At 67.6% G+C, this 25379-nt stretch carries 25 protein-coding genes; 19 read left to right on the top strand and 6 right to left on the bottom strand.

Annotated elements, in window-relative coordinates; translation table 11 throughout:
• Positions 1-4: 4 nt before the first annotated feature.
• On the top strand, positions 5-403 hold the full coding sequence (locus tag CFB43_RS27700; RefSeq protein ID WP_089497387.1) for a lysozyme inhibitor LprI family protein: 399 nt from the start codon (positions 5-7) through the stop codon (positions 401-403).
• Positions 404-424: 21 nt separating this feature from the next.
• Here CFB43_RS27700 and CFB43_RS38955 read toward each other — a convergent pair whose 3' ends face one another.
• Both CFB43_RS38955 and CFB43_RS38950 read right to left on the bottom strand, forming a co-directional pair.
• The gene (locus CFB43_RS38955) at positions 425-727 is read right to left on the bottom strand and encodes a GNAT family N-acetyltransferase (protein WP_256990126.1); all 303 of its coding nucleotides are present in this window, start codon (positions 725-727) and stop codon (positions 425-427) included.
• 126 nt (positions 728-853) lie between these two features.
• Positions 854-1156: a hypothetical protein gene (locus CFB43_RS38950; RefSeq protein ID WP_256990125.1), complete on the bottom strand. Its 303-nt coding sequence runs from the start codon at positions 1154-1156 to the stop codon at positions 854-856.
• A 1033-nt stretch (positions 1157-2189) separates the two neighbouring features.
• On the opposite strand from CFB43_RS38950, the gene CFB43_RS27685 reads away from it, so the two are divergent.
• The 4 genes from CFB43_RS27685 (at position 2190) to CFB43_RS27670 (ending at position 5779) form a co-directional block, all read left to right on the top strand.
• Positions 2190-3086 carry an NAD-dependent protein deacetylase gene (locus tag CFB43_RS27685; RefSeq protein WP_089497386.1) on the top strand — a complete coding sequence of 299 codons (897 nt, stop codon included), beginning with the start codon at positions 2190-2192 and terminating at the stop codon, positions 3084-3086.
• Entirely contained in the window at positions 3083-3724 is a 642-nt protein-coding gene (locus CFB43_RS27680; protein ID WP_089497385.1) for a DUF938 domain-containing protein, read from the top strand. Before CFB43_RS27685 ends, CFB43_RS27680 begins: the two co-directional genes overlap by 4 nt.
• A gap of 97 nt (positions 3725-3821) precedes the next feature.
• Positions 3822-5234: an NADP-dependent phosphogluconate dehydrogenase gene (gene gndA, locus CFB43_RS27675; protein ID WP_089474452.1), complete on the top strand. Its 1413-nt coding sequence runs from the start codon at positions 3822-3824 to the stop codon at positions 5232-5234.
• A 200-nt stretch (positions 5235-5434) separates the two neighbouring features.
• The gene (locus CFB43_RS27670; protein ID WP_043177725.1) at positions 5435-5779 is read left to right on the top strand and encodes a DUF4148 domain-containing protein; all 345 of its coding nucleotides are present in this window, start codon (positions 5435-5437) and stop codon (positions 5777-5779) included.
• A gap of 118 nt (positions 5780-5897) precedes the next feature.
• Here CFB43_RS27670 and CFB43_RS27665 read toward each other — a convergent pair whose 3' ends face one another.
• A complete protein-coding gene (locus CFB43_RS27665) occupies positions 5898-6218 on the bottom strand; it encodes a hypothetical protein (RefSeq protein WP_089497384.1) in 321 nt (106 codons plus the stop codon).
• Positions 6219-6643: 425 nt separating this feature from the next.
• Between CFB43_RS27665 and CFB43_RS27660 the strand changes: the two genes are divergently transcribed.
• Positions 6644-7378 (top strand): peptidoglycan DD-metalloendopeptidase family protein, encoded by a 735-nt coding sequence (locus tag CFB43_RS27660; RefSeq protein ID WP_089497383.1) that lies wholly within the window; start codon positions 6644-6646, stop codon positions 7376-7378.
• Positions 7379-7426: 48 nt separating this feature from the next.
• Here CFB43_RS27660 and CFB43_RS27655 read toward each other — a convergent pair whose 3' ends face one another.
• A complete protein-coding gene (locus tag CFB43_RS27655) occupies positions 7427-8065 on the bottom strand; it encodes a Pr6Pr family membrane protein (RefSeq protein ID WP_089498166.1) in 639 nt (212 codons plus the stop codon).
• Positions 8066-8290: 225 nt separating this feature from the next.
• On the opposite strand from CFB43_RS27655, the gene CFB43_RS27650 reads away from it, so the two are divergent.
• The 5 genes from CFB43_RS27650 to CFB43_RS27625 all read left to right on the top strand — a co-directional run bounded on the left by CFB43_RS27650 (position 8291) and on the right by CFB43_RS27625 (position 13927).
• A complete protein-coding gene (locus tag CFB43_RS27650) occupies positions 8291-8827 on the top strand; it encodes a cytochrome b (RefSeq protein ID WP_089497382.1) in 537 nt (178 codons plus the stop codon).
• A 155-nt stretch (positions 8828-8982) separates the two neighbouring features.
• Positions 8983-9351 (top strand): DUF2946 domain-containing protein, encoded by a 369-nt coding sequence (locus tag CFB43_RS27645; RefSeq protein ID WP_089497381.1) that lies wholly within the window; start codon positions 8983-8985, stop codon positions 9349-9351.
• A gap of 82 nt (positions 9352-9433) precedes the next feature.
• Positions 9434-11566, top strand: a complete 2133-nt coding sequence (locus CFB43_RS27635) for a TonB-dependent copper receptor (protein ID WP_089497380.1) — start codon at positions 9434-9436, stop codon at positions 11564-11566.
• Between the two features lie 228 nt (positions 11567-11794).
• Positions 11795-12889 (top strand): triacylglycerol lipase, encoded by a 1095-nt coding sequence (locus tag CFB43_RS27630; RefSeq protein ID WP_089497379.1) that lies wholly within the window; start codon positions 11795-11797, stop codon positions 12887-12889.
• A gap of 3 nt (positions 12890-12892) precedes the next feature.
• Entirely contained in the window at positions 12893-13927 is a 1035-nt protein-coding gene (locus CFB43_RS27625; protein WP_089497378.1) for a lipase secretion chaperone, read from the top strand.
• Positions 13928-13963: 36 nt separating this feature from the next.
• Here the strand turns inward: CFB43_RS27625 and pdxR are convergent, their stop codons facing one another.
• On the bottom strand, positions 13964-15487 hold the full coding sequence (gene pdxR, locus CFB43_RS27620) for a MocR-like pyridoxine biosynthesis transcription factor PdxR (RefSeq protein ID WP_089497377.1): 1524 nt from the start codon (positions 15485-15487) through the stop codon (positions 13964-13966).
• A 108-nt stretch (positions 15488-15595) separates the two neighbouring features.
• On the opposite strand from pdxR, the gene CFB43_RS27615 reads away from it, so the two are divergent.
• The 5 genes from CFB43_RS27615 (at position 15596) to CFB43_RS27595 (ending at position 21695) form a co-directional block, all read left to right on the top strand.
• Positions 15596-16702, top strand: coding sequence for an ABC transporter ATP-binding protein (locus tag CFB43_RS27615; RefSeq protein ID WP_089427971.1), 1107 nt, complete (start codon positions 15596-15598; stop codon positions 16700-16702).
• A gap of 77 nt (positions 16703-16779) precedes the next feature.
• Positions 16780-17826: an ABC transporter substrate-binding protein gene (locus tag CFB43_RS27610; RefSeq protein WP_089462920.1), complete on the top strand. Its 1047-nt coding sequence runs from the start codon at positions 16780-16782 to the stop codon at positions 17824-17826.
• Between the two features lie 102 nt (positions 17827-17928).
• The gene (locus tag CFB43_RS27605) at positions 17929-19194 is read left to right on the top strand and encodes an ABC transporter permease (RefSeq protein ID WP_179254944.1); all 1266 of its coding nucleotides are present in this window, start codon (positions 17929-17931) and stop codon (positions 19192-19194) included.
• A gap of 37 nt (positions 19195-19231) precedes the next feature.
• Positions 19232-20068 carry an ABC transporter permease gene (locus CFB43_RS27600; protein ID WP_027791109.1) on the top strand — a complete coding sequence of 279 codons (837 nt, stop codon included), beginning with the start codon at positions 19232-19234 and terminating at the stop codon, positions 20066-20068.
• Positions 20069-20276: 208 nt separating this feature from the next.
• On the top strand, positions 20277-21695 hold the full coding sequence (locus CFB43_RS27595) for an MFS transporter (RefSeq protein WP_089498165.1): 1419 nt from the start codon (positions 20277-20279) through the stop codon (positions 21693-21695).
• A gap of 108 nt (positions 21696-21803) precedes the next feature.
• On the opposite strand, the gene CFB43_RS27590 is transcribed toward CFB43_RS27595, so the two are convergent.
• Positions 21804-23537, bottom strand: a complete 1734-nt coding sequence (locus tag CFB43_RS27590; RefSeq protein WP_089457838.1) for a S53 family peptidase — start codon at positions 23535-23537, stop codon at positions 21804-21806.
• Between the two features lie 645 nt (positions 23538-24182).
• Between CFB43_RS27590 and CFB43_RS27580 the strand changes: the two genes are divergently transcribed.
• Genes CFB43_RS27580 through CFB43_RS27570 form a run of 3 tightly spaced genes read left to right on the top strand, consistent with a single transcriptional unit; the run spans position 24183 to position 25371 of the window.
• Positions 24183-24506 carry an ArsR/SmtB family transcription factor gene (locus tag CFB43_RS27580; RefSeq protein WP_069252885.1) on the top strand — a complete coding sequence of 108 codons (324 nt, stop codon included), beginning with the start codon at positions 24183-24185 and terminating at the stop codon, positions 24504-24506.
• Positions 24506-24937: an SRPBCC family protein gene (locus CFB43_RS27575; protein WP_089447379.1), complete on the top strand. Its 432-nt coding sequence runs from the start codon at positions 24506-24508 to the stop codon at positions 24935-24937. Before CFB43_RS27580 ends, CFB43_RS27575 begins: the two co-directional genes overlap by 1 nt.
• A complete protein-coding gene (locus CFB43_RS27570) occupies positions 24934-25371 on the top strand; it encodes a DUF1801 domain-containing protein (protein WP_089497375.1) in 438 nt (145 codons plus the stop codon). The genes CFB43_RS27575 and CFB43_RS27570 overlap by 4 nt, the downstream gene beginning before the upstream one ends.
• Positions 25372-25379: the final 8 nt, after the last annotated feature.

Genomic DNA, 25379 nt, shown 5'->3' with positions numbered 1-25379 from the left:
CCGGATGAACATGCTTCGACACATGGCGATCGGTCTGGCGGCAAGCGCGATGCTTTTCGCGGTCGCGTCGGACGCGCTCGCGGACGATGCGCAGCGCGCCGCTATTTGCAAGACCGCCGAGGAAACGGGCTACACGGCCGACATCCGCAATTGCCTCGGACTGAAATACGAAGCAGCCGACAAGCGCTTGAATGCGGTCTACAAGACGAAGATGGCGAACCTGGATGCGCAAGGCCAGGCGAGACTGCGCAACGACGAGCGCCGCTGGCTCAAGGCGCGGGACGCGAAGTGCGCCGAATCGCGGCAGCCCGATGCGGGCGGCACGCTCGGGCTCGTGGAGGTCGACAGTTGCTTCGTCAACGAAACCGAGCGTCGCATCAAGGTGATCGACGCCTTTCGTTGAGGTGTCGCGCCGGCTCCAGTGCTATGCCACTCGCAGCGTCGTGCCGCGCAGCGTGAGGCCGAGGCGCGACGCCACGCGTCGTGACGCGCGGTTGTCGCTGTCGGTGCTGTAAAACAGCGTGCGCGTTTGAAGCGACGGCAGTCGCGACCACGCCGCGGTCACCGCCGCCGCGAGCCCGCGCCCACGAAATGCAGGGGCCGTCGCGAGACCGAGTTCGGCACCGACTTCGGACAGCCGCGCGGCAAACGCGACCGACGCGACTTCTCCATCGACGACAGCCGCGCACCACGGCGCCCACAGATCGGCGGCGCTTCGAAATCCCATCGAGTACAGGCCTTCGGGCATCCCGTGCTTGGACAGCGCATGCAGCAGATGGCGGCCCGCGTCGCTGTCGCCGTCGATCAGCGCGACGCGCGCGTCGGTGTCGAAACCGAGCGCGTGCGGCAGCGGTTAGACAAGGCCGATATTCCAGTGCGGAACAGGGGCGAGCAGCGCGAGATAGCGATCGAGGTGCGCGGGCTGCATGTGGTCCGCCAACGGCGGTTCGCTGCCGGCCAGGTGCGCGAGTTCGTCTGCAACAGCAGTGGGCACGTCGGCGCGTATGCCCGCCAGGTTGCCGTCGGCGCTTCGGCCGAGCCAGAAGCGCGGCCCGGGCGAGCAGTCGGGATCGTTCTCGCGTTCGATCCGGCGATCCGGATGCAGGCGGAACAGCGTGCGGTAGTCGGTATCCAGCCAGTCGTGTGCGTCAGGCATGCGTCGGGTAGTGGGCTCCGGTCGGGTGGTGCGCGCCGCGCGAGGAAGGCCAGGACGGCGCCGCGCGCCGGTTCATGCGGCACTGTGGGGCGATTGTAAGCCGTTCGGCGGTCGCGCGTCGATGCAACGTCGCGCTGTCCGCCGGGGCCGGGCGGGTGCGGCGTGACGGCTCGCCCGGCCGACGGCAGCCGATCCGGCAGGCGTTTCAGTTTCGAAACGTTCGCGCTGTTTGCCGGTGCGCGATGCGCGTCGATGGCCCCGTTTTGACCCGCGCGGCCTTGCGGCGTGAAGCATGGTGCGCTCCTTGCGTATCTGTGCAGGCCGTGAGCGCGGTCGCGGACGCAGTCGGTCCGGCGATCGCTTCAGTGGGTCGGACGTATCGGAGACGGGGACAAGAGAATGAAAACAGACCGAATCGCAACGTGTCGTGTTGCAAACATGAATCGCCGACCTGCCGGGCCATTCGCTTCGCCGTTTATCGAGGCGACGTGAGCGCGCGGCTTTCCGTTCCATCCGCGCAATCGGGTTTGTTCTGAACGACGACGTGCAGGCATGACGCACGAGGCCGACTGGTGCCGGTCGGCCGTCGGGGATGAACCGTGAATGCCTGCGGATGGCCCGGCCCGGATCCCGGATCGTCAATCTGCCGCGCGCAACGCAAGTCGTCGTGCGGCGTAGACGTGTGCGTGCCGTGCATTGCGGTGGCGCGACGGGGCCGAACCGGAACGCACCGGAAAGCCGGCAGCGCATCGATGCATTCGGCATCGCGGAACACATGGAGTCCAGGGGAAGCGTTCACCCGCCGCAGCAAGGCGGACGCCGCGAAATTGTGCTGTCAGTTGATCCACTACCCCGATGGATCAATTGTTGAAGCGCCCATCGCCACGTGGCGATGGGCGTCTTTTTTTGTGCGCAGGTTTGCGACGCGAGCCATCGGCCCGATCGCGCGGCGTTCTGTATCATGTGCTGGCGTGCCTGGCTGCCCGTGCGGGCGCACGGTACTTGCCGGCGCGCCCGATCACGCGTTGCCAACATGAACGACAAAGCCCTGCACGACCCTTCAACCGCCGGCCTCGAACCGGCCGCACTCGATGCGCTGCACACGTTCGTCGAGCGTCATCCGCGCCTGCTGGTGCTGACCGGCGCGGGCATCAGCACCGACTCCGGCATTCCCGGCTATCGCGACCGCAACGGCCAATGGATGCGCTCGCCGCCGATCCAGCTCCACGAATTCCTCGGCTCGGATGCCGCGCGGCGGCGCTATTGGGCGCGCAGCATGATCGGCTGGCCGGTCGTCGGCCGCGCGCAGCCCAACGGGTCGCACGTGGCACTGGCGCGGCTCGGCAGCGCGGGACGGATCGAGCGGCTCGTCACGCAGAACGTCGACGGCCTGCACCAGCGCGCGGGCAGCGGCGACGTGATTGAACTGCACGGCGGAATCGACGGCGTCACGTGCCTCGGCTGCGGCGCGCATCATGCGCGCGCGACGATCCAGGTCATGCTCGAGGCCGACAATCCCGAACTGCTGGGCGCGCAGGCCGAGCCGGCCGCGGATGGCGACGCGCACCTCGAATGGGCCGCGCTCGACACCTTCCGCATTCCGGCATGCCCCGCGTGCGGCGGGCTGCTGAAGCCGGCGGTCGTGTTCTTCGGCGAAAACGTGCCGCGCGAGCGCGTGGCGCTCGCGTCGCAGGCGCTCGAGGCGGCCGATGCGCTGCTGGTCGTCGGCTCGTCGCTGATGGTGTATTCCGGCTATCGCTTCTGCGTGTGGGCGCAGGCACAGAACAAGCCGGTCGCCGCGCTCAATCTCGGCCATACGCGCGCCGATCCGATGCTGACGCTGAAGGTCGAGGCGCGCTGCGCACCCGCGCTCGACGCGCTGACCGCGCGGCTGGGCCTCGCGAACCACGCACCGGAGCAGGCATCGTGACCGATCCGACCTCTTCGCCCGATCCGTCCGCGCGGCTGTCGGCGCCGGCGGCCGAACGCAATCGCGGGCCGATCCTCGACGTCTTGCGCCGCGTGCTGCCGGCGAGCGGCCGCGTGCTCGAAATCGCGAGCGGCACGGGGCAGCACGCGGTCCACTTCGCGCAGGCGCTGCCGGGCCTGCACTGGCAGCCGAGCGATCCCGATGCGCACGCGCGGCGCTCGATCGCCGCGTGGGTTGCCCATGCCGGCCTCGCCAACCTTGCCGGGCCGCTCGCGTTCGATGTGCGCGACGCGTCCTGGCCGGTCGACACGCTCGATGCCATCGTCTGCATCAACATGATTCACATCTCGCCGTGGGCCTGCACCGACGCGCTGTTCGCGGGTGCGTCGCGCCTGCTGCGGCCGGGCGGCGTGCTGTTCCTGTACGGGCCGTATCGCCGCGAGGGCCGGCATACGGCGCCGTCGAACGAAGCGTTCGACCTGCAGCTGCGCGGCCGCGACCCGTCGTGGGGCGTGCGCGATCTCGAGACCGTCGTCGCGCTCGGCCTCGATCGCGGGCTCGACTGCATCGAGGTGGTCGAGATGCCGGCGAACAACCTGAGCGTCGTGTTCCGGCGGCTGCCGCACGCGGAGCAATGACAGGCAAGCGCGCATCGCCGCCGGGTTTCCACTATCCTTTCGCCTGTGCGCGCGACCCGGCTCGGGTCGCGCCCCGTTTTTTCCGGAGAATTGACTAATGGGCAAACAAGCAATCGGTGTGATCGGGCTCGCGGTGATGGGCCGCAATCTCGCACTCAATATCGAGAGCCGCGGTTACGCGGTGTCGGTGTACAACCGCAGCCGCGAGAAAACCGACGAACTGATCGCCGAATTCCCCGGCCGCAATCTGGTGCCGACCTATACGCTCGAGGAATTCGTCGCGTCGCTCGAAACGCCGCGCCGGATCTTGATGATGGTGAAGGCCGGCGAGGCGACCGATGCGACGATCGCGTCGCTCAAGCCGCTGCTCGAGAAGGGCGACGTGCTGATCGACGGCGGCAATACGCACTTCACCGACACGATCCGCCGCAACCAGGAGCTCGCGCAATCGGGCCTGCACTTCATCGGCACGGGCGTGTCGGGGGGCGAAGAGGGCGCGCTGCGCGGCCCGTCGATCATGCCCGGCGGCCAGCGTGATGCGTACGACCTCGTCGAGCCGATCCTCAAGCAGATCGCCGCCAAGGCGCCGTCGGACGGCGAGCCGTGCGTCGCGTACATGGGCCCGGACGGTGCGGGCCATTACGTGAAGATGGTCCACAACGGCATCGAATACGGCGACATGCAGCTGATCGCCGAAAGCTATGCGGTGCTGAAGGACGTCGCGGGCCTGACCAACGACGAACTCGGCGCGGTGTACACCGAGTGGAACCAGGGCGAGCTCGACAGCTACCTGATGGAGATCACGTCGAAGATCTTCGGCAAGAAGGACGAGGAAACCGGCAAGCACCTGGTCGACGTGATCCTCGATCGCGCCGCGCAGAAGGGCACCGGCAAGTGGACGAGCCAGAATGCGCTGGATCTCGGCGTGCCGCTGCCGCTGATCACCGAATCGGTGTTCGCGCGCGTGCTGTCGTCGCTGAAGACCGAGCGCGTCGCGGCCAGCAAGGTCCTAGCGGGCCCGGCCGCCGCACCGTTCGAAGGCGATCGCGCCGCGTTCGTCGAAGCGGTGCGCCGCGCGCTGTACCTGAGCAAGGTGATCTCGTACGCGCAGGGCTTCGCGCAACTGCGCACGGCGTCGGAAGAGTACGGCTGGAACCTCGATCTCGGCACGATCGCGAAGATCTTCCGTGCGGGCTGCATCATCCGCGCGCGTTTCCTGCAGAAGATCACGGACGCGTACGCGAAGGATTCGGCGCTCGCGAACCTGCTGCTCGACCCGTACTTCAAGGACATCGCCGCGAATTACCAGGCATCGCTGCGCGACGTCGTGGTCGCCGCGGTGAAGGCCGGCGTGCCGGTACCGGCGTTCGCGTCGGCGGTCGCGTACTTCGACAGCTACCGCTCCGAGCGGCTGCCGGCGAACCTCGTGCAGGCGCAGCGAGATTTCTTCGGCGCGCACACGTTCGAGCGTACCGACAAGCCGGGCAGCTTCCACGCGAACTGGTCGTAACCGGCTGGCGAGGGCGGCATTGTTGCGAAAATCTATTCTATCGATAGGGTTTTTCGATACCGGATGCCGGGATTGTTGGTTCCTGGGAAATAGTGTTTTCGTCGTTTCATGGTTTTCCCTAGGTGCTGCCGGGACTAAACTCTGTTCCATCGCTGCAGACATGGTGTGTGCGGCGGAGCAAAAAAATCCCGGAGGTAATCATGAAATCGCTGATCGCAACGTTCGCCGCAGCTGCCGTCCTCGCCGTTCCCGCCGTCTCGTTCGCCCAACAGAACGCGCCCGTCACCCGTGCACAAGTGAAGGCCGATCTGGTCGCCGTGCAACAGGCCGGCTACAAGCTGGGCAGCGACCGTACGAACTACCCGGAAGGCATCCAGGCTGCTGAAGCCCGCCTGAACCCGCAACAGAACGTCGCCGCTGCCGACACGACCGGCTACGGCGCGCAACCGGCTGCCGCGCAAGAATCCGGCGCGCCGGCCAAGGCCAAGACCGGCTGGCAAGTCAAGCGTATCGCTGACGACGCCCCGATCTACAAGGGTCGTTAATGGTGCGGCCGCATCGGCGGCCTGATCCGACCCTGGAAGTACAAACAGCCCGTCGTTCCGTCATGCGGAACGGCGGGCTGTTTTCATTGGCGGCGCGCCTATCGTGCCAGCCGCCAGTTCAGTGCAGCGCGTGCCGGCGGTGCCCGATATCCCGGAACAGCGCTTCGGCCGGTTCCAGTACCTGCAGCCACGTTTCGTCGTAGCCGCTCAACGTGTCGAGCGCGTCGCGCAGCCGCTCGATCGCGAGGACCGGCAGCTCGACGCTGTGGCGCGTGGCGCCCGTCATATGCGCGACACTCGCCAACTGGACGAGCGCATCGGCCGCCTCGGCGACGTCGGTCGCGAACAGCAGGTGCCGGTTGAGCAATTCGACCAGGCCGCTGGAACCGGAGAAGTCGTCGGCGTTGAGCTGCACGGAAAGAAACGTCGCGTTGTTCATTGTCATGCTCCTCGTTGTCGTTGGATCGCGCAGTGCATCACCGAGTATAGGTGGCGAACGACGGGGAGAATGTGACGGAATCGATACCGCCCGCGACGGCGGCACGGCGTGCGGAAGCGCCGCCACAGCCCCGCCCGACGGCCCGCGCGGCGCGGCTTGCAGGCCACCGGCACGCCGGTGCGACCCCGCAAGATTGTTGCCGGATCAGGCACCTGACGCGGCCTCGACCGCCACAAATGGTATCTTTGCCGGTCGGGACGAAGCGAAAAAGGGGCCGGTGAGCTCATTCGCACCCACGTCCCGCTGTGGAAACTGACGACCGCGAGCGCGGTCGGATACTGGTTGATCCGGCCGTTCGGCCGGACATCGTGCGTCGCGCGCCGGGGGGCGGTGGGCGGCGCAACGACGCAAATCCGGGAGGACCCTTGAGAGAAACTATTCCCATCCACGATGCGCTGACGCGCTGGCTGCCGCAGGCGGCGCTCGTTGGCGCAGCCATCGCGCTGACGGGCTGCACGATGACGCCGTGGACCGACAGCTGGCAGCCGGCGCGTCAGCCGGCACCCACGTCGGCCGCGACGCCGGGCGTGATCGCCGGCTATTACCGCGTGAATCCGGGCGATACGCTCGCGGGCGTCGCGAACGCCTACGGGCAGCGCGTCCAGGACGTGGCCAGCTGGAACCACATGGCGCCGACCGATGCCGTGTATCCCGGCCAGGTGCTGCGTGTCGCGCCGCCGCCTGCCGCGACGTCGCTCGGGCAGCCGCCCGCGGCGGCCGCACAGCCGGGCTCGCTCGCCTGGCCGGCCACCGGTGCCGTGGCGACGCCGTTCTCGGCCGGCAAGACGCGCGGCATCGTGATCGTCGCGTCCGGGCCCGACCATTCGGTGCGGGCAGCGGCGGCCGGGCGCGTGGTGTACGCCGGGTCCGGCGTCAAGGCTTACGGCCCGCTCGTGATCCTCAAACATGAGAACGGGCTCATCACGGCCTACGGACACAACGGCAAGCTGCTCGTCAACGAAGGCGACGCGGTACGCCAGGGCCAGCCGGTCGCCGAAATGGGCACGGACGCGAGCGGCCGCTCGACGTTCGAATTCGAAGTCCGCCAGAACGGCAAGGTCGTCGATCCGATGAACTTCCTGCCGCGCAACGGCGGCTGATCGTCCGCTTCATCCCGTGTGCGCCGGGCGGCGCACACGCTCCCGCCTTCATCCTTTCCTGAGCGTCACCGCACCGGATTGCCTCGCGTGATTGCCGAGCCAGCGTATACCCATTGCGAGCGCCACCGCGCCCAGCGCGATCAGCGAACACTGGATCGCGACCGGCAGGTAGCCGTGCGGCCGCGGATCGACGAACGGGTAGGGATACCAGTTCTCGAATGAGCCGCGCACGAACGTATAGCCGAGATAGACGATCGGGAAGGCGAGCCACGCGAACGCGCTGCGCCACGGGATCGGCAGGCGCGGCTCCACGTACAGCCAGTCGCACAGCACGACGAGCGGCACGATCCGGTGCAGCACCCAGTTGTTGAACGCCGGCGTGACGTGGTGCAGCGCATCGAGCCGCGCGAGCAGGAGTTCGTAGACGATCGCGGTGATCAATACGTACAGCACCGCGGCGCCGCGCATCGATTCGTAGCGGGCCGAGCCGGGGCGCGCGATGCGCCAGAGCCCGACGGCGAGCATCGCGGCCGCGTAGAGGCTGCTCAGTTGCGTGAAGTAGCTGAGGTAGTTGCCGAGATGAAAGCCCGGCAGGTGCCAGTAGTCGGCGACGCTGTGCAGCGTGGTGGATACCGCGAGCAACGCGGCGGTCAGCCGATAGGCCGCAACGAAGAACGCCTTGCTCATGATGCCCGCGCGCCGTCGCACCAAAGCTTCATCGTGCCACAGCCGTTCTGGCGCGCGATGCGGACTTTCCATATGAAGCCCCGCTCGGCGCGCGTGGACGATTCGTCGGATATTTGCGCGCGTCGTGCAAAACCGGACGCCCGTGCGGCTACAATCGGGGCAGTTTTGCCGGGCGCCGGCCGGTGGCTGCATGCGCTCCTCCCCGCATACAACACGAGACGAAGCATGAGAAACATCCTCGCGAAACAGACGCGCTACAGCTCGCCCGCGATCTTCTTCCACTGGGCCGTCTTCCTGCTGGTGGCGCTGGCCTACCTGGCCATCGAGATCCGCGGGCCGAAAGGCAGCGACAGCCGGGTGTTCTGGATGAACGTGCATCTCACCGCGGGCACGCTCGTGCTCGTGCTGTCGGTGCTGCGCGTGCTGTGGCGAGCCGTTAGCCGTGTGCCGCAGGCCATTGCGCAAGCGGCGCTGCTGCGCTGGCTGTCGAAGCTCGCGCATGTCGCGCTCTACGTGTTCATCATCGCGCAGCCGCTGCTCGGCATCATGATGATCAACCTGGGCGGCAAGCCGGTGTCGCTCGACTGGCTCGGCATCTCGTTCACGCTGTTCGGCCCCGACAAGGCGCTGCGGCCGACGATCAAGGAAGCGCACGAGCTGATCGGCAACGCGTTCTACTTCGTGATCGGCCTGCACGCGCTGGCCGCGCTTTACCATCATTTCATCCGGCGCGACGACGTGCTGCGGCGCATGGCGCCCTGAACGCCACGTTCCGCAAGCATGCAGCAGGCGGGGGCGCTTGGTTGTGTTGACAACCATGCGCCCCCGGTTCGTTTACCGCCATCCGCGCTGGCCATCGCGTTGAACATTCTGTAACATCTCGGCTGTTTTTACATTCCGCTTACTCGTTGCCGAGCATGCTGCACCGACATCGTCACCTGACCGCCTGGCTTGGCGTGCTCGCGATCTGGTTCGCGATCGCGGCGCCGCTGGTGTCGCAGTGGCGCGTCGCGCAGGCGGCCACGCCCGACGCAATCGTCTGCAGTACGGAGCATGGCGCGCACCCGTCGCCCGACGCGGGCCGCCTGCACGATCATGCGCTGCATCTCGATGCGTGCGGCTACTGCGGTTTCTTCGCGCACAGCCCCGCGATCGGCGCGCCAGCCGCCGCGGCACTCGCTTCCATTCCCGTCGTTTCCGTTTCCGCCGTCGCGCCGCCTGCCGTCGCGGCGCGCGCCGACCGCTATCCGCGCGCGTACCCGCGCGCCCCGCCCGAGCGCGCCTGACGCGCTGTTTCCGTTCCATTCATCGCCGATATCCGTGCGGCCCGTCGAGGCCGCGTGGAGGGCGTCACTCGGGCTTTCGATCATGACCATTTTCCAGTTGCGTACGCCGCGGGCGTCACGCAATGCCGGTGCGCGGCGCATGCCGCGCGTGCTGAAACTCACCGTTCCCGCGCTCGCTGTCGGCGCATTGGCCGCGAGCGCCGCGGCCGCCGAAACGGCGCGCGCATCCGGCGCGCCGACCGGCGATACGGCCGCACCGCTGCCGGCCATCGAAGTCGTCGCATCGCCGCTGTCGACGCCGCTCGTCGTCGTCACCGATCCGAAGACTCCGCGTCAGCCGCTGCCCGCCAGCGACGGCGCGGATTACCTGAAAACGATCCCCGGTTTCACGTCGATCCGCAGCGGCGGCACCAACGGCGACCTCGTGCTGCGCGGGATGTTCGGCTCGCGGCTGAACATCCTGGCGAACGGGATGTCGACGCTCGGCGCATGTCCGGGCCGGATGGACGCGCCGACGTCGTATATCGCGCCGGAAAGCCATGACAAGGTCACCGTCGTGAAGGGGCCGCAGACCGTGCTGTACGGTCCCGGCGCGTCGGCCGGCACCGTGATGTTCGAGCGCGTGACGCCGCGCTTCGACAAGCCCGGCATGCGCTTCGACGGCAGCCTGGTCGGCGGGTCGTTCGGCCGCAACGACCAGAACATCGACGTGACGGCCGGCACGCCGGACGTCTATGGTCGCGTGACCGCGAACCACGCGCATTCGCAGGACTACAAGGACGGCAACGGCAACACCGTGCCGTCGCAGTGGGACAAGTGGAACGCCGATGCGGCGCTCGGCTGGACGCCGGACGACCATACACGCGTCGAGCTGACCGCCGGCACCGGCGACGGCTATGCGCGCTACGCGGGACGCGGAATGGACGGCGCGCATTTCCGCCGCGAGACGTTCGGCCTGTCGTTCGACAAGCAGCATCTCGGCGACGTGCTCGACCGGATCGAAGCGCGCGTGTACTACAACGAAGCCGATCACGTGATGGACAACTATACGTTGCGGCAACCGGACCCGACCAGCAGCATGCCGATGCGGATGGCGTCGGAAGTGCGGCGGCGCACGTTCGGCGCGCGCGCGGCCGCGACGTTCCGCTTTGCCGACGACTTCAAGCTCGTGACGGGCGTCGATGCGCAATCGAACCGGCTCGACTCGCGCTCGGCGATGGGGCGGCAGAACTACGGCGACAAGCCGTGGGATGCGCAGGCGACGATGTGGAACGCGGGCGTGTTCGGCGAGTTGACGTGGTACGCGAGCGACGTGTCGCGCGTGATCGGCGGCGCGCGCATCGACTATGCGAGCGCACGCGACAAGCGCGCGACGACGAGCGGCATGATGAAGCGCATGCCGAACCCGACCTTCGACGACGATCGCACGCGCGTGCTGCCGAGCGGTTTCGTCCGCTACGAGCGCGATCTCGCGTCGCTGCCGGTCACGTGGTACGCGGGCGTCGGCCATACGGAACGCTATCCCGACTACTGGGAGCTGTTTTCCGCGAAGCGCGGGCCGGCCGGTTCGATCAACGCGTTCTCGGCGGTGCAACCGGAGAAGACCACGCAGCTCGACATCGGCGCGCAATACAAGAGCGAACGGCTCGATGCGTGGGTGTCGGCGTATGCGGGTTATGTTCAGGACTTCATCCTGTTCAACTACGCGGCCGGCATGATGGGCCCGACCACGCAGGCAACCAACGTCAACGCGCAGATCATGGGTGGCGAAGCGGGCGTGTCGTGGAAACCGGTTTCGCCGCTGCGCGTCGAGACGTCGCTCGCGTATGCGTGGGGGCGCAACGTCGCAACCGGCGATCCGTTGCCGCAGATGCCGCCGCTCGAGGCGCGCATCGGGCTCGAGTACACGCGGGGTGCGTGGTCGGCAGGGGGGCTGTGGCGCATCGTTGCGCCGCAGCATCGCTATGCCCTGAACGAGGGCAACGTGGTCGGCAAGGACTTCGGCCCGAGCGCCGGATTCGGTGTGCTCTCGCTGCATACGCAATACAACGTCAGCAAGACCGTGCAGATCTCGGTCGGCGTCGACAACGTGCTGAACAAGGCCTATACCGAGCACCTGAATCTCGCCGGCAACGCGGGCTTCGGCTATCCGGCGAACTCGCCGGTGATGGAGCCGGGCCGGACCGCATGGGTGCGTGTGAGTGCGAAGCTTTGACGCATCGCGCGTGTGCATTGCAGCATGCGCACGCATGAACGCGGCCCCGCCCGAACCGGTGGGCCGCGTCAACCGATTAGAGAACCGTGTCTAGTCAGGGCGCAAACGTTCGCGACTCGTGATTCACTCCCGCATTCGACGCACACGGTGGTCGCGATGTGGGCGACGCATAGTGCGTATCGATCCGGCTTCATTCGCACCGGCAGCACAATAATCAGGAGAACATGCATGGCCAATACGACGCGTTCCAGGGTGGTGGCAGGGGCAGTGGCATGCGCGATGAGCATCGCGCCGTTCGCGGGGACGACTGCGGCAATGACGCTCGCGACGACGCACGCGGCGATGGCGGCGACCGCGCCCGCCGACGGCTACGCGGCGACGCGTTATCCGATCATCCTCGTGCACGGGCTCACCGGTACCGACAAGTACGCCGGCGTGCTCGATTATTGGTACGGCATCCAGGAAGACCTGCAGCAGAACGGGGCGTCCGTCTACGTCGCGAACCTGTCGGGTTTCCAGAGCGATGACGGCCCGAACGGGCGCGGCGAGCAGTTGCTCGCTTACGTGAAGACGGTGCTCGCGGCGACGGGCGCGACCAAGGTCAATCTCGTCGGCCACAGCCAGGGCGGCCTCTCGTCGCGCTATGTCGCGGCCGTCGCGCCCGATCTCGTCGCGTCGGTGACGACGATCGGCACGCCGCATCGCGGCTCCGAGTTCGCCGACTTCGTGCAGAACGTGCTTGCGTACGATCCGACCGGACTTTCGTCATCGGTGATCGCCGCGTTCGTCAATGTGTTCGGGATCCTGACGAGCAGCACCCACAACACGAACCAGGACGCGCTCGCCGCACTGCAGACGCTGACCACCGCACGGGCCGCCACGTATAACCAGAACTACCCGAGTGCGGGCCTGGGTGCGCCGGGCAGTTGCCAGACCGGCGCGCCGACCGAAACCGTCGGCGGCAACACGCACCTGCTGTACTCGTGGGCCGGCACGGCGATCCAGCCGACACTCTCCGTGTTGGGTGTCACGGGCGCCACGGACACGAGCACCCTTCCGGTCGTCGATCCGGCGAACACACTCGATCTGTCGACGCTCGCGCTGCTCGGCACGGGCACGGTGATGATCAACCGCGGCTCCGGGCAGAACGACGGGGTCGTGTCGAAGTGCAGTGCGCTGTACGGCAAGGTGCTGAGCACGAGCTACAAGTGGAACCATCTCGACGAGATCAACCAGCTGCTCGGCGTGCGCGGCGCGTATGCGGAAGATCCGGTCGCGGTGATCCGCACGCATGCGAACCGTCTGAAGCTGGCGGGCGTGTAATCGATGACGGCACGTGAAGGACGCGCGCCGCTGGCGCGGCGTGCCGTGGTCTACGGTGTCGTGGGGCTGGCGGCGATTGCCGGTGTGGCGATGTGGAGCGGCGCGGGCTGGCATCGAGGGACAGGCGCCGGCGGCGAGTCGCCGGATGCGGCGGCGGTGGGTAGCGTGGCTGCCGCACCGCCGCAGGCCGCCATGCCGGCAAGCGCGGGCCTGCCGCCGTCGCTCGCCGGCTCCAGCGCGCCCCGGTTGCCGCTCGATGTCGGCGGCCATCTCGCGAAGTCGCGTGCGGTGCGCGACTTCTTCGACTACTGCCTGACCGCGCAGAGCGACCTGAGTGCGACCGCGCTCGATGCGTTCGTCGCGCGGGAGATTGCCGCGCAACTCGACGGCACCGTGGCGCAGGCCGAGGCGCTCGACGTATGGCACCGCTATCGCGCCTATCTCGACGCACTCGCGAAGCTGCGCGATGCCGGCGCGGTCGACAAGTCCGATCTCGGCGCGCTGCAGCTCGCGCTCGACCAGCGTGCGTCGATTGCATATCGCACGCTCGGTGACTGGAGCCAGCCGTTTTTCGGCGCGGAGCAGTGGCGGCAGCGCTACGACCTCGCGCGGCTGAAGATCACGCAGGATCGGACGCTGACGGATGTGCAGAAGGCCGAACGACTCGCGGCGCTCGAACAGCAGATGCCGGCCGACGAGCGCGCCGCGCAGCAGCGCATCGATAAGCAGCGCGCCGCGATCGACCAGATCGCGCAATTGCAGAAGAGCGGGGCGACGCCCGATGCGATGCGCGCGCAACTGACGCAGACGCTCGGCGCCGAAGCCGCCGCGCGCGTCGCGCAGTTGCAGCAGGACGACGCATCGTGGCAAAGCCGCTATACGGACTATGCGGCGCAGCGTGCGCAGATCGAGTCGGCGGGCCTGTCGCCGCAGGATCGCGACGCGCAGATCGCCGCGCTGCGGCAGCGCGTGTTCACGAAGCCCGGCGAAGCCGTGCGCGCGGCATCGCTCGATCGCGGGGCGGGCAGCGCGCGGTAAGGTGAGAAGCGCGGGCGGCGCGGCGCATGAGCGCCGCTATGCCGCGCGCGTGAGGTCCCGCGGCAGGTGTCGCTCGATGGTGTTCGCGAGCGTGTCGAACGCGGGGCCGATGCCTTCGTGCGGGACGCACGCATAGCCGAGCAACAGGCCGCGCCGCGCGGTGTCGAGGCTGCTGTAGTAGCTGGTGAGCGGGCGCACGATCACGCCCGCATCGAACGCGCTCTGCGTGACCGCGCGATCGTCGCAGGCGTCGGGCAGGCCGAGCACGAGATGCAGGCCTGCCTCGTCGCCCATCACGGGCAGCGCGTCGCCGAAGCGCGCGCGGATCGCATCGATCATCAGTTGCCGGCGCTCGCCGTACAGCGTGCGCATTCGTCTGACGTGCGAAGTCAGGTGGCCGTCCATGATGAATTCGGCGAGCACGGCCTGCTGCATCAGCTGGCCCTCGCGGTACAGCTCCGACAGCCCGGTGCGGAACGTGTCGACCAGATGCTCGGGCACGACCATGTAGCCCATCCGCAGCCCCGGGAACAGCATCTTGCCGAGGCTGCCGACGTAGATCACGCGGCCGCCGTCGTCGAGCCCCTGCAGCGATGCGAGCGGGCGGCTGCCATAGCGGAACTCGCTGTCGTAGTCGTCCTCGATGATCCAGCAGCGGTGCTGGCGCGCGTATTCGAGCAGCATCCGGCGTCGCGCGAGGCTCATCACCATCCCGAGCGGGTACTGATGCGACGGCGTGACGAGCACGAGCCGCGGCGGATGCTGCATGTCGCTGGCACGCGGGTCGAGCCCTTCCTGGTCGACCGGCACCGGCGTCAGCGTGAGGCCGGCCGCCTGCAATACGCTGCGCACGCCCCAGTAGCACGGCTCCTCGACCCATGCGCGATCGCCGATGTCGGACAGCAGCCGCACCGCGAGATCGATCGACTGGTGGATGCCCGTCGTGATGATCACCTGGTCCGGCGAGCATTTGACCGAGCGCGCGACGCGCAGGTAATCGGCGAGCGCCCGCCGCAACGGCCGGTAGCCGCCGCCCGGCGCATAGGTCAGCAGCTCGGGATTCGCCTCCTTCCACAGCCGCGCCTGCAGGCGGCTCCACGTCCGGCTCGGGAATTCCGACACGTCAGGCACGCCCGGCATGAACGCACCCCACTGGCGCCGCGACACGCCCGCATGCTCGATCAGTTGCCGGCCCCGCATCGACAGGCCGCCCTGCGCGTCCGGCAGCGGTGGTTCATCGGCGCTCGACGGCGGCGGCGCGGAGCCCGGCACGTGGATCGCGGCGGCGTCCGGCCGCGTGTCGGCCACATAGGTGCCGCTGCCGGTGGTCGTCAGCACGTAGCCTTCGGCCGTCAGCTGGTCGTACACGTGCAGCACGGTATTGCGCGCGATCGACAGGTCGGCCGCGAGCGTGCGCGAACTCGGCAGCTTTGTCCCTGGCCCCAATTCCCCGGTCAGGATGGCCTGCTGCATCTGCTGCAGCAACTGCCGGTACATCGGCTCGGGCGAGCTGCGGTCGAGGCGGGCAGAGAGCCAGTCGGCGAGGATCACGGTATCCAAAGTGGTCCTACTAGTAATATTGAAATGGTTCCCTATTGTAGAACCGTGGGCGCCGTATAGTGGCTCGCATCTCAAAATCAATTGTCGCGAAGCAAGGGGACAGCCACGATGAAGTCCGATGATGTGATCGTCAGCTTTCGCGGCGTGCGGAAGACCTACGACGGCGAAACGCTGGTCGTCAAATCGCTCGACCTCGATATCCACCGCGGGGAATTCCTGACGCTGCTCGGGCCATCGGGCTCGGGCAAGACCACCTGCCTGATGATGCTGGCCGGCTTCGAATTCCCGACCGGCGGCGAGATCCGCCTCGACGGCGAGTTGCTGAACAACGTGCCGCCGCACAAGCGCAACATCGGCATGGTGTTCCAGAACTACGCGCTGTTTCCGCACCTGACGGTCGAGCAGAACGTCGCGTATCCGCTGACCGTGCGCAAGCTGCCGGCGGCCGAGCGCGCGGAACGCGTCGCGCACGCGCTGAAGATGGTGCAGATGGAGCGCTTCGCGAAGCGCTACCCGGCGCAGTTGTCGGGCGGCCAGCAGCAGCGCATCGCGCTGGCGCGCGCGCTCGTGTTCGAGCCGAAGCTGGTGCTGATGGACGAGCCGCTCGGCGCGCTCGACAAGCAGTTGCGCGAACACATGCAGTACGAACTGAAGGCGCTGCACGAAAAACTCGGCGTGACTTTCGTGTACGTGACGCACGACCAGGGCGAGGCGCTGACGATGTCCGATCGCGTCGCCGTGTTCGACAAGGGCATCGTACAGCAGCTCGACACCGTCGACCGCCTGTACGAATCGCCGTGCAACGAATTCGTCGCGAACTTCATCGGCGACAGCAACCGGCTGCGCGGCACCATCGCGCGCGTCGACGGCGAATTCTGCGAATTCCGGCTCGACGACGGCACCAAGCTCGTCGGTCGCCGCATCGGCGATGCAGCCGAGGGTGCCCCGGCCGTCGCGTGCATCCGCCCCGAACGCATGAGCCTCGCCGCGCACGGCGCGAACGGACACGCGAACGGCGCGGCCGCCAACCAGCTGAGCGGCGAGGCGCGCAGCCTCATCTATTTCGGCGACCACGTGCGCATGCGCTGCGCGCTGCCCGGCCAGGACGAATGCTTCGTGAAGGTGCCGCTCGGCACCGGCGCGCTCGATGCGTTCTCGCCCGGCGCACCGGTCGCGCTCGCGTTCTCGCCCGAACACCTGCGCGTGTTCGCTTGAGCAGGGTTTTCCCGATTTTCCGTAGCACGTCGTCAACAACAACTGCCCACTTCCACCACGAGAGGAGAGGAACCACCATGAACCGAGCACGCATTACCGCACGGCGCACCGCGCTGGCATTGGCGCTCGCCGTCGTCGGCGCATCGGCATCGGCTGCCGAACTCACGGTCGTCAACTTCGGCGGCGCGAACGGCGACGCCCAGAAGGCCGCGTTCAACCAGCCGTTCGAGAAGGCGACCGGCAACAAGGTCACGGCCGTCGAATACAACGGCGAGCAGGCGAAAGTGAAGGCGATGGTCGAGGCGAAGCACGTCAACTGGGACGTGGTCGAAGTCGAATCGGGCGACCTGAACCGCGGCTGCGACGAAGGGCTGTACGAGAAGCTCGACTGGTCGAAGATCGCGAAGAAATCCGACCTGATTCCGGAGTCGCCGCAGGTGTGCGGCGTCGGCTTCTTCGTGTGGTCGACGGCGCTGTCGTACAACGCGGACAAGCTGAAATCGGCGCCGACCGGCTGGGCCGATTTCTGGAACGTGAAGAAATTCCCCGGCAAGCGCGGCATGCGCAAGGGCGCGCGCTACAACCTCGAATTCGCGCTGATGGCCGACGGCGTCGCGCCGAAGGACGTGTACAAGGTGCTCGGCACGAAGGCCGGCCAGGATCGCGCGTTCAAGAAGCTCGACGAGCTGAAGCCGTACATCCAGTGGTGGGAAGCGGGCGCGCAGCCGCCGCAGTTCCTCGTGGCCGGGGACGTCGTGATGTCGACCGCGTACAACGGCCGCATCGACGCCGCGCAGAAGGAAGGCAAGAACCTGAAGGTCGTGTGGAACGGCAGTATCTACGACCTCGACTACTGGGCGATTCCGAAGGGCTCGCCGAACAAGGCGCTGGCCGAGCAGTACATCGCATACACGCTGACGCCGAAGCCGCAGCAGGGCTACGCGCAGCACATCGCGTACGGCCCGACCAACATCGCGGCGATCAAGTCGCTCGACGCGAAGACGCTCGCGAACCTGCCGAACTCGCCGGCCAACGGCAAGAACGCGGTGCTGGAAGACATCGGCTTCTGGACCGACCACAGCGACGAGCTCGAGCAGCGTTTCGCCGCGTGGGCGACGAAGTAACCGTCGTTCAGGCATCCTGATGCAACCGGCCGCGCGATACGTCGATCGTGTCGCGCGGCCTTCCGCCGGATCGTGCCCGGCCGGAGAGAACCGTTGAATACGATGACGATCGCGCCTTCCTCGCCGTCGAACGCCGCGCTCAAGCGCGAGCTGAAGGCCGCCGAGGCCCGCAAGCGCACGATGGCACTGCTGCTGGTCGCGCCGCTCGCGATTTTCCTGCTGCTGATTTTCGTCGTGCCGATCGGCGCGCTGCTCACGCGCGCGGTGCAGAACCCCGAGATCGCCGCAGCGCTGCCGAACACGGTCAGGGCGCTGTCGGGCTGGGACCGCAAGACGCCGCCGGCCGACGCCGCGTATGTCGCACTCGCGGCCGACATGACGAAGGTGGCCGACAGCGAGGCAATGGGTGCGCTCGCGCGGCGGCTGAACACCGAGATTCCCGGCTATCGCTCGCTCGTCGCGAAGACGGCGCGCGCGATGCCGCTGAAGGGCGAGGGTGGGGCTGGCGACGCGGCACTGACGCCCGCGCAGACGCGCGACAAGCTGGTCGAGCTCGATTCGCGCTGGGGCGACGCCGCCTACTGGCAGGCGATCGCGAAGAACGGTAGCGCGTATTCGCCGTTCTACCTGCTCGCCGCGCTCGACCACAAGCAGGACGGCTTCGGCCACATCGTGCAGGCCGAGCCCGACCAGTCGATCTATCTCGCGATCTTCGGCCGCACGTTCGTGATCGGCGTCGCCGTCACGCTGTTCGCGCTGCTGCTCGGCTATCCGCTCGCGTACTGGATCTCGACGCTGTCGGAGCGGCGCGCGAACCTCGTGATGATCCTCGTGCTGATTCCGTTCTGGACATCGGTGCTCGTGCGCGTCGCCGCGTGGATCGTGCTGCTGCAGAGCGAAGGGCTCATCAATACGGCGCTGATCGGCAGCGGGCTGATCTCGCATCCGCTGACGCTGCTGTTCAACCGCGTCGGCGTGTATATCTCGATGACGCACATCCTGCTGCCATTCATGATCCTGCCGCTCTACAGCGTGATGAAGTCGATCCCGCCGACCTACCAGCGCGCGGCCGTGTCGCTCGGCAGCCATCCGTTCGCCGCGTTCTGGCGCGTGTACGTGCCGCAGACCTACCCGGGCGTCGGCGCCGGCGCATTGCTCGTGTTCATTCTTGCGATCGGCTACTACATCACGCCCGCGCTGCTCGGCGGGCCGAACGACCAGATGGTCAGCTACTACGTCGCGTACTTCACGAACGTGACGATCAACTGGGGCATGGCGTGCGCGCTCGGCGGGCTGCTGCTCGCGGCGACGCTCGTGCTGTACGCGGTGTACGGGCGCTTCACGCGCACCAACGTGAGCCTCGGCTGAGCGCCGCGTGCAACGAAACGGGAAGGGGATTCGAACCATGAAACTCGCCAGGCCGCTGTTCGCGCCGCACATGTCGTTCGTCGAGCGCGCGTGGTACGTCGCATTGCGCGTGCTCGTCGTGCTGACGCTGCTGTACCTGATCCTTCCGGTGCTCGCGATCGTGCCGCTGTCGTTTTCGTCGAGCACGTTCCTCGTCTATCCGATCCCGGGCTTCTCGATGCGCTGGTACGAGAACCTGATCGCATCGGACGAGTGGCGGATGGCCGCGAAGAACAGCTTCATCGTCGCACCGTCGGCGACCGTCGTCGCGACCGTGCTCGGCACGCTCGCCGCGATCGGCCTCACGAAGGCCGACTTCCGCGGCAAGGGGCTGCTGATGGCCGTGCTGCTGTCGCCGATGATCGTGCCGGTCGTCGTGGTCGGCGTCGGCATGTACCTGTTCTTCGCGCCGCTCGGGCTCGCGAACACCTACACGGGGCTGATCGCCGCGCACGCGGCGCTCGGCGTCCCGTTCGTCGTGACGACGGTGGCGGCAACCCTGCAGGGCTTCAACCAGAACCTCGTGCGCGCGAGCCTGTCGCTCGGCGCGAATCCGGTGTCGACGTTCTTCCGCGTGACGCTGCCGGTGATCGCACCGGGCGTGATGTCCGGCGCGCTGTTCGCGTTCGCGACGTCGTTCGACGAAGTCGTCGTCACGCTGTTCCTCGCGGGCGCGGACCAGACGACGCTGCCGCGCCAGATGTTCACCGGCATCCGCGAGAACATCAGCCCGACGATCGCTGCGCTCGCAACGATCCTGATCATCTTCTCGACGAGCCTGCTGCTGGCGCTCGAATGGCTGCGCGGTCGCAATGCGCGGCGCGCGGTGAGCTGACGCGGCGAGCCTGCGTGGCCGTGCATCCTGCGCGGCCACGCATTTGCTTTCATTTCGCTGACTGACGAGGTGGCCGCCTGCACGTTCGATGCGGCTCTGCAACAATACGGGGCGCGGCGGCGCGCGTTCCGTGCGGTGCGTCCGGAACGCCGCCGCGAGTCCAATCCGCGACGCGGCGCAACGCGTCGCTCGTCAGCCGAGCCTCATCTTGTCCGAATTCGCTTCCCCCGCCGGCGCGCATGAGCCGGCCGTCAACTGGCGCGCGATGTCCGCCGTGCTGCTGGCCGTCGCGCTCGCGACGCTCGACACCGCGATCGCGAACACCGCGCTGCCCGCGATTGCCGCCGACCTGCATGCGTCGCCGGCCGCGTCCGTCTGGATCATCAACGCGTACCAGCTCGCGATGGTCGCGACGCTGCTGCCGTTCGCGTCGCTCGGCGACATCGTCGGCCACAAGCGCGTGTATGTCGCCGGGCTCGCGGTGTTCACGGTGGCGTCGCTCGGCTGCTCGCTCGCGTCGACGCTGCCGATGCTGACGGCCGCGCGGATCGTGCAGGGCTTCGGTGCGAGCGCGATCATGAGCGTGAACGTCGCGCTTATCCGCGGCCTGTTTCCCGCGCACCGGCTCGGGCGTGGCGTCGGCTTCAACGCGCTCGTCGTCGGCGTGTCGTTCGCGGTGGGGCCGACCATCGCGTCGCTGATCCTGTCGGTCGCCGCATGGCCGTGGCTGTTCGCGGTGAACGTGCCGCTCGGCGTGTTCGCGCTTGCCGTGGCGATTCCGTCGCTGCCGCAGACGGCGCGCGGCAAGCATGCGTTCGATCCGGTCGCGGCGCTGTTCAACGTGATCACGTTTGCATCGCTGATCTTCGCGCTCGGCGAATTCGCGCAGCGCGGGCCGCTTTCCATCGTGTTCGCGGCGGCGGCGGTCGCGCTCACCTTCGGCTGGCTGCTGATTCGCCGTCAGGCGGGGCACCCGGCGCCGATGCTGCCGGTCGATCTGTTTCGCCGGCCGGTGTTCACGCTGTCCGCGCTGACCGCAGTGTGCGCGTTCGCGGCACAGGGGCTCGCGTTCGTGTCGCTGCCGTTCTATTTCGAAACCGTCCTGCATCGCAACGCGGTCGAGACGGGGTTCCTGATGACGCCGTGGTCGGTCATCGTCGCGCTTGCCGCGCCGATCGCAGGGCGCCTGTCGGATCGCTATCCGCCGGGCCTGCTCGGCGCGATCGGTCTGGCGTTGCTGAGCGCGGGCATGGTGTCGCTTGCCGCGTTGCCGGCGGCGCCCGGCGTCATCGACATCGGCTGGCGGATGATGCTGTGCGGCGCGGGCTTCGGTTTCTTCCAGTCGCCGAACCTGAAGGCGCTGATGTCGAGCGCACCGCCCGAGCGCAGCGGCGGCGCGAGCGGGATCATCGCGACCGCGCGGCTGATCGGGCAGGCGACGGGCGCGGCGCTCGTCGCGCTGTCGTTCGGGATCGCGGGGCGCCACGGGCCGACGCTCGCGCTGATGCTCGGCGCGGGCTTCGCCGGGGCCGCGAGTATCGCGAGCGGATTGCGGCTCTTTGCGCCGTCGCATCGGGCCGGTGTGCCGGCCGCGTCGGAGCGCGTAGGCGAGCGGGCGACGGAGTAGCGGGCGGGGTTCGGTTGCGGCGCAAGCCGATGACCGAACGACGATCGCGGGAACGTCTCGAGCCGGCGCGCGGCCCACCACCGCCACGCGCCGGCCTTCACGCTTCGCTTAGAACCCGCCCGACTTGATCAGCTGGTTGAGGTTCGCGATGTTCAGGCTGCCGAAGCCGGTCGTGTAATCCCAGCCGGTGCCTGCGTTGTAGCCATACCCCTGATAGCCGTTGTTTCCCGACACCACGTCGTAGCGCACGAGCGACGGGTTCGACGGAATGTCGGCGTAGAACTTGCCGGCCGGGAAACCGAGGCCCGTGCCGTTCGCTGCGAGCAGGCGCGCCCAGAGGCCGGTGAAGATCGGCGCGGCGAGGCTCGTGCCGCCGATCTGCTGCAACTGGCCGTAGTTGTAGATGTACGCACCCGTGCTTTGCGCGGCGTCGAACGCGACGTCCGGCAACTGGCGGTTGCTGCCCGACTGCCACGACGGCGCGGGCAGGATCGTGCTGACGCCGCCGCCCGTCGCCCACAGCTTGCCGTTGCCGTCGAGCCCTTCGTTCCACACCGTCTCGCTCGAGAACGCGCCCGACGACGTCGTGTAGAGCGTCGTGCCGCCGATCGCGAGCACGTGCGGCGACGATGCCGGCCACGACACCGTGTAGTTCGAGCCGTCCGGATAGCCGCGGTTGTTGCACTCGTACACGCCTTCGTCACCCGACGAAACGGAGAACGTCTGGCCTTGCGCCGCGGCAGTCGTGAAGATCTGTTCCTCGGCGTCGAGCGTGCCGTCCGCGCTCGCGTCGGTCTCGCACCAGCCGAGCGATACGTTGATCACCTTTGCGGTGTTGTCCGACACCGCGCGGTTGAACGCCTGCGTGAGGCCCGTGTTGCCGCTCGCATTGAGATCGGCCATGTAGAACACGAGCTTGCCGACCTGGCCGCCGGCCGAGCCGACGATCGACTGGCTGTCGAGATCCCATTCGCCCTGACCTTCCTGGTCATCGGTGTAGCTGCCGCCGGTACCGTTGGTCTTGATGGTCTGCGTCGACACCGTGCCGTAGCCGTTGCTCGACGTGAACTGCTTCAGGTCCTGCAGCGTCTGCGACACGCCGCCGATCGTGATGATGCCGACGGTGACGCCGGCTGCGGTCGGCACGCCGGTTGCGTTGTAGAGGCCCGGGAATTCCTTCGGATAGTGGCCGGTCGCCGTGCCGGCCGCGAGCGCCTGCGGCTTCGACACGTTGCCGATGCGCAGCAGCGGCCGCGCGTGTGCAACGTTCTGCAGCCCGAGCACCGAGCCGACGACGTCGCCGAGCGCGCGCGGCACCTGCGCAGTCGACGTGTTCGCGAAGCCCGAGTGACCCGCGTAGTCGAAGTGCACGAGCGACGTGTTGAATGCGGTCTTCACCGTGGCGGCCGTGCCGCTGGCGGAGACCAGCAGGCGGTTCGGCGCAACCTCGACGTTCACGAAGCCGCTCTTGTGCAGATAGTCGACGACCGACTTGACCTGCGCATCGGTCGGCGCGTAGTTGGCGAGGAACTGCTCGTGAGTGAGGTACTGGCGGTAATGCGCGCTGCCGGGCCGGTTCACGTCGCGTGCCAGTTGCTTGAGCTGCGCGGCGTTGCGCAGTTTCAGGCTGACGACGACGTTGGTCGTTTCACCGCCTGCCAGTTCGAGCGACGGCGCCGCGCTGCGCGCCATCAACTGCGGGCCGGTCAGAAAGGCCTTCGTATGCGTATCGACCCAATCCGTCGTCGCATGCGCCGCGGCGGCGGCGAACACGAACGGTGCCACGCACGCGAGGCGGCGGGGCGACGGAAGGGGAAGGGCAAACCAGGTGTTCCTTTTCATCGGGAGTCCTTTTTTAGGAGAGGCGACGTTACTGGAACCCCCGGCCCTTGTGGGGCCGCGAGCGGTGACGAGCGTAGGGCGTCGGTGCCGTTCGGGTAGCTGCCATTTTCCATAGCTGTCAGTTCTGACATCGGCGCGGGTGCACGCCGGTGCTGCGTCATGCGCGTATGCGAATTGCGGCAGCGGCGAGCGGAACCGGTTCGCGATACGGCGGCGCAGCGGCGCGCGACGCTCGCGCGCACGAGTCGCTCGCCGCGACGCCGGAACGTGCGCGATCGCGGAGCGAATCGCCGTGTGAACGCATCGTACGCGACCGGTCGTTGTCGCATGCCGCGTCGCACTATGTGGTCAAACGCCGCGACACGGCAGGAACGGATTCGCGCGTGCACAAAATTGGGGTCGCTCGAGCGCAAACGTTTCCCGAACTGTGGAACGGTGCTTCCGGCAGTCTTGCGGGTGTCTTTCGGATCGCATGCGGCAATTGCGGATTAGAGGAAAGCTTCGAATTCGGTGGCGTGGACGCCCCGGCGCGGCGGATAGCGGGCACGCGCAAGATCGCGTGGCGTCGTTCGCGAGATTCCGCCTTGACGTGCGTCGATCAGCGGATATGCTTCAATCCATAACCATCGGGTTATGGATTTGGACATGCAGAACGCACACGACATGCTTTTCAGGACACTGGCTGATCCCACGCGCCGCGCGCTCTTCGAGCGGCTGTGCGCGGACGGCGAGCTGACGGTTGCCGCGCTGACGGCCCATGCGGGCGTCTCGCAGCCGGCCGTCTCGAAGCATCTGGGCGTCCTGAAGCAGGCCGGGCTCGTGAGCGACCGTCACGAAGGCCGGCAGACGCACTACAGCGCGCAGCCTCAAGCGCTGGCCCCGTTGATCGACTGGACGAGCCAGATGGCCGGCTTCTGGCAGACCCGGTTCGATGCCCTCGAAGATCTTCTCAAAAGGATGGACCAGTAATGAACCAGGCCACCACCGAAACGCGCTCCGTCGTCGTCGACCGGGAGCTGCCTCATCCGCCGGAGAAGATCTGGCGCGCGCTCACGCAGCCGCACCTGATCGAGGCGTGGCTGATGAAGAGCGACTTCGAGCCCGTCGCGGGCCGCGCCTTCAGCTTCCGTGCGGACTGGGGCTCGGTCGACTGCACGGTCCTGACGATCGAGCCGCCGCATGCGTTGTCCTATACGTGGGCCGCATACGGCCTCGAAAGCGTCGTCACGTGGACGCTCACGCCGACACCGCACGGCACGCACCTGCGGATGGAGCAGGTCGGCTTCCGGACCGACCAGGAGCAGGCGTACCGCGGTGCGCAGCACGGCTGGGTCCGCTTCTTCGACTCGCTCGAACAGGTGCTGGCCCGCCCCGACGAAGGCACGGAGGCCCGCGCATGAGCCCAACCGACCTCACGCCGTCGGAGCGTATCGACGCGCTGATCGCCGGCATCGCCGACTGGCGCGGCAAGACCTTCGCCGACCTGCGCCAGACGATCCTCGACGCGCAAGCGGGCATCGTCGAGGAATGGAAATGGATGGGCAGCCCCGTATGGTCGTGCGACGGGATGATTGCGGTGGCGAACGCGCACAAGGGCAAGGTGAAGCTGACCTTCATGCACGGCGCGCAGTTGCCCGATCCCGACAAGCTCTTTAACGACGGCCTCGACGGCAATGCGCGGCGTGCGATCGATTTCTTCGAAGGCGACAAGCTCGACAAGCGGGCACTGAAGAATCTGGTACGCGCGGCGATCGACTACAACCGCACGCATCTGAAGAAGAACACCCGGCGAGCGGGCGCTGGCACGAAGGCGCGGGCCGACAAGGCGGCGTGACGCGCCGC

The organism is Burkholderia sp. AU15512 (genome assembly GCF_002223325.1).
Classification (GTDB): Bacteria; Pseudomonadota; Gammaproteobacteria; order Burkholderiales; family Burkholderiaceae; genus Burkholderia.
Note: the sequence above shows the minus strand (reverse complement) of the source record. Positions and strands in the feature narration are given on the sequence as shown.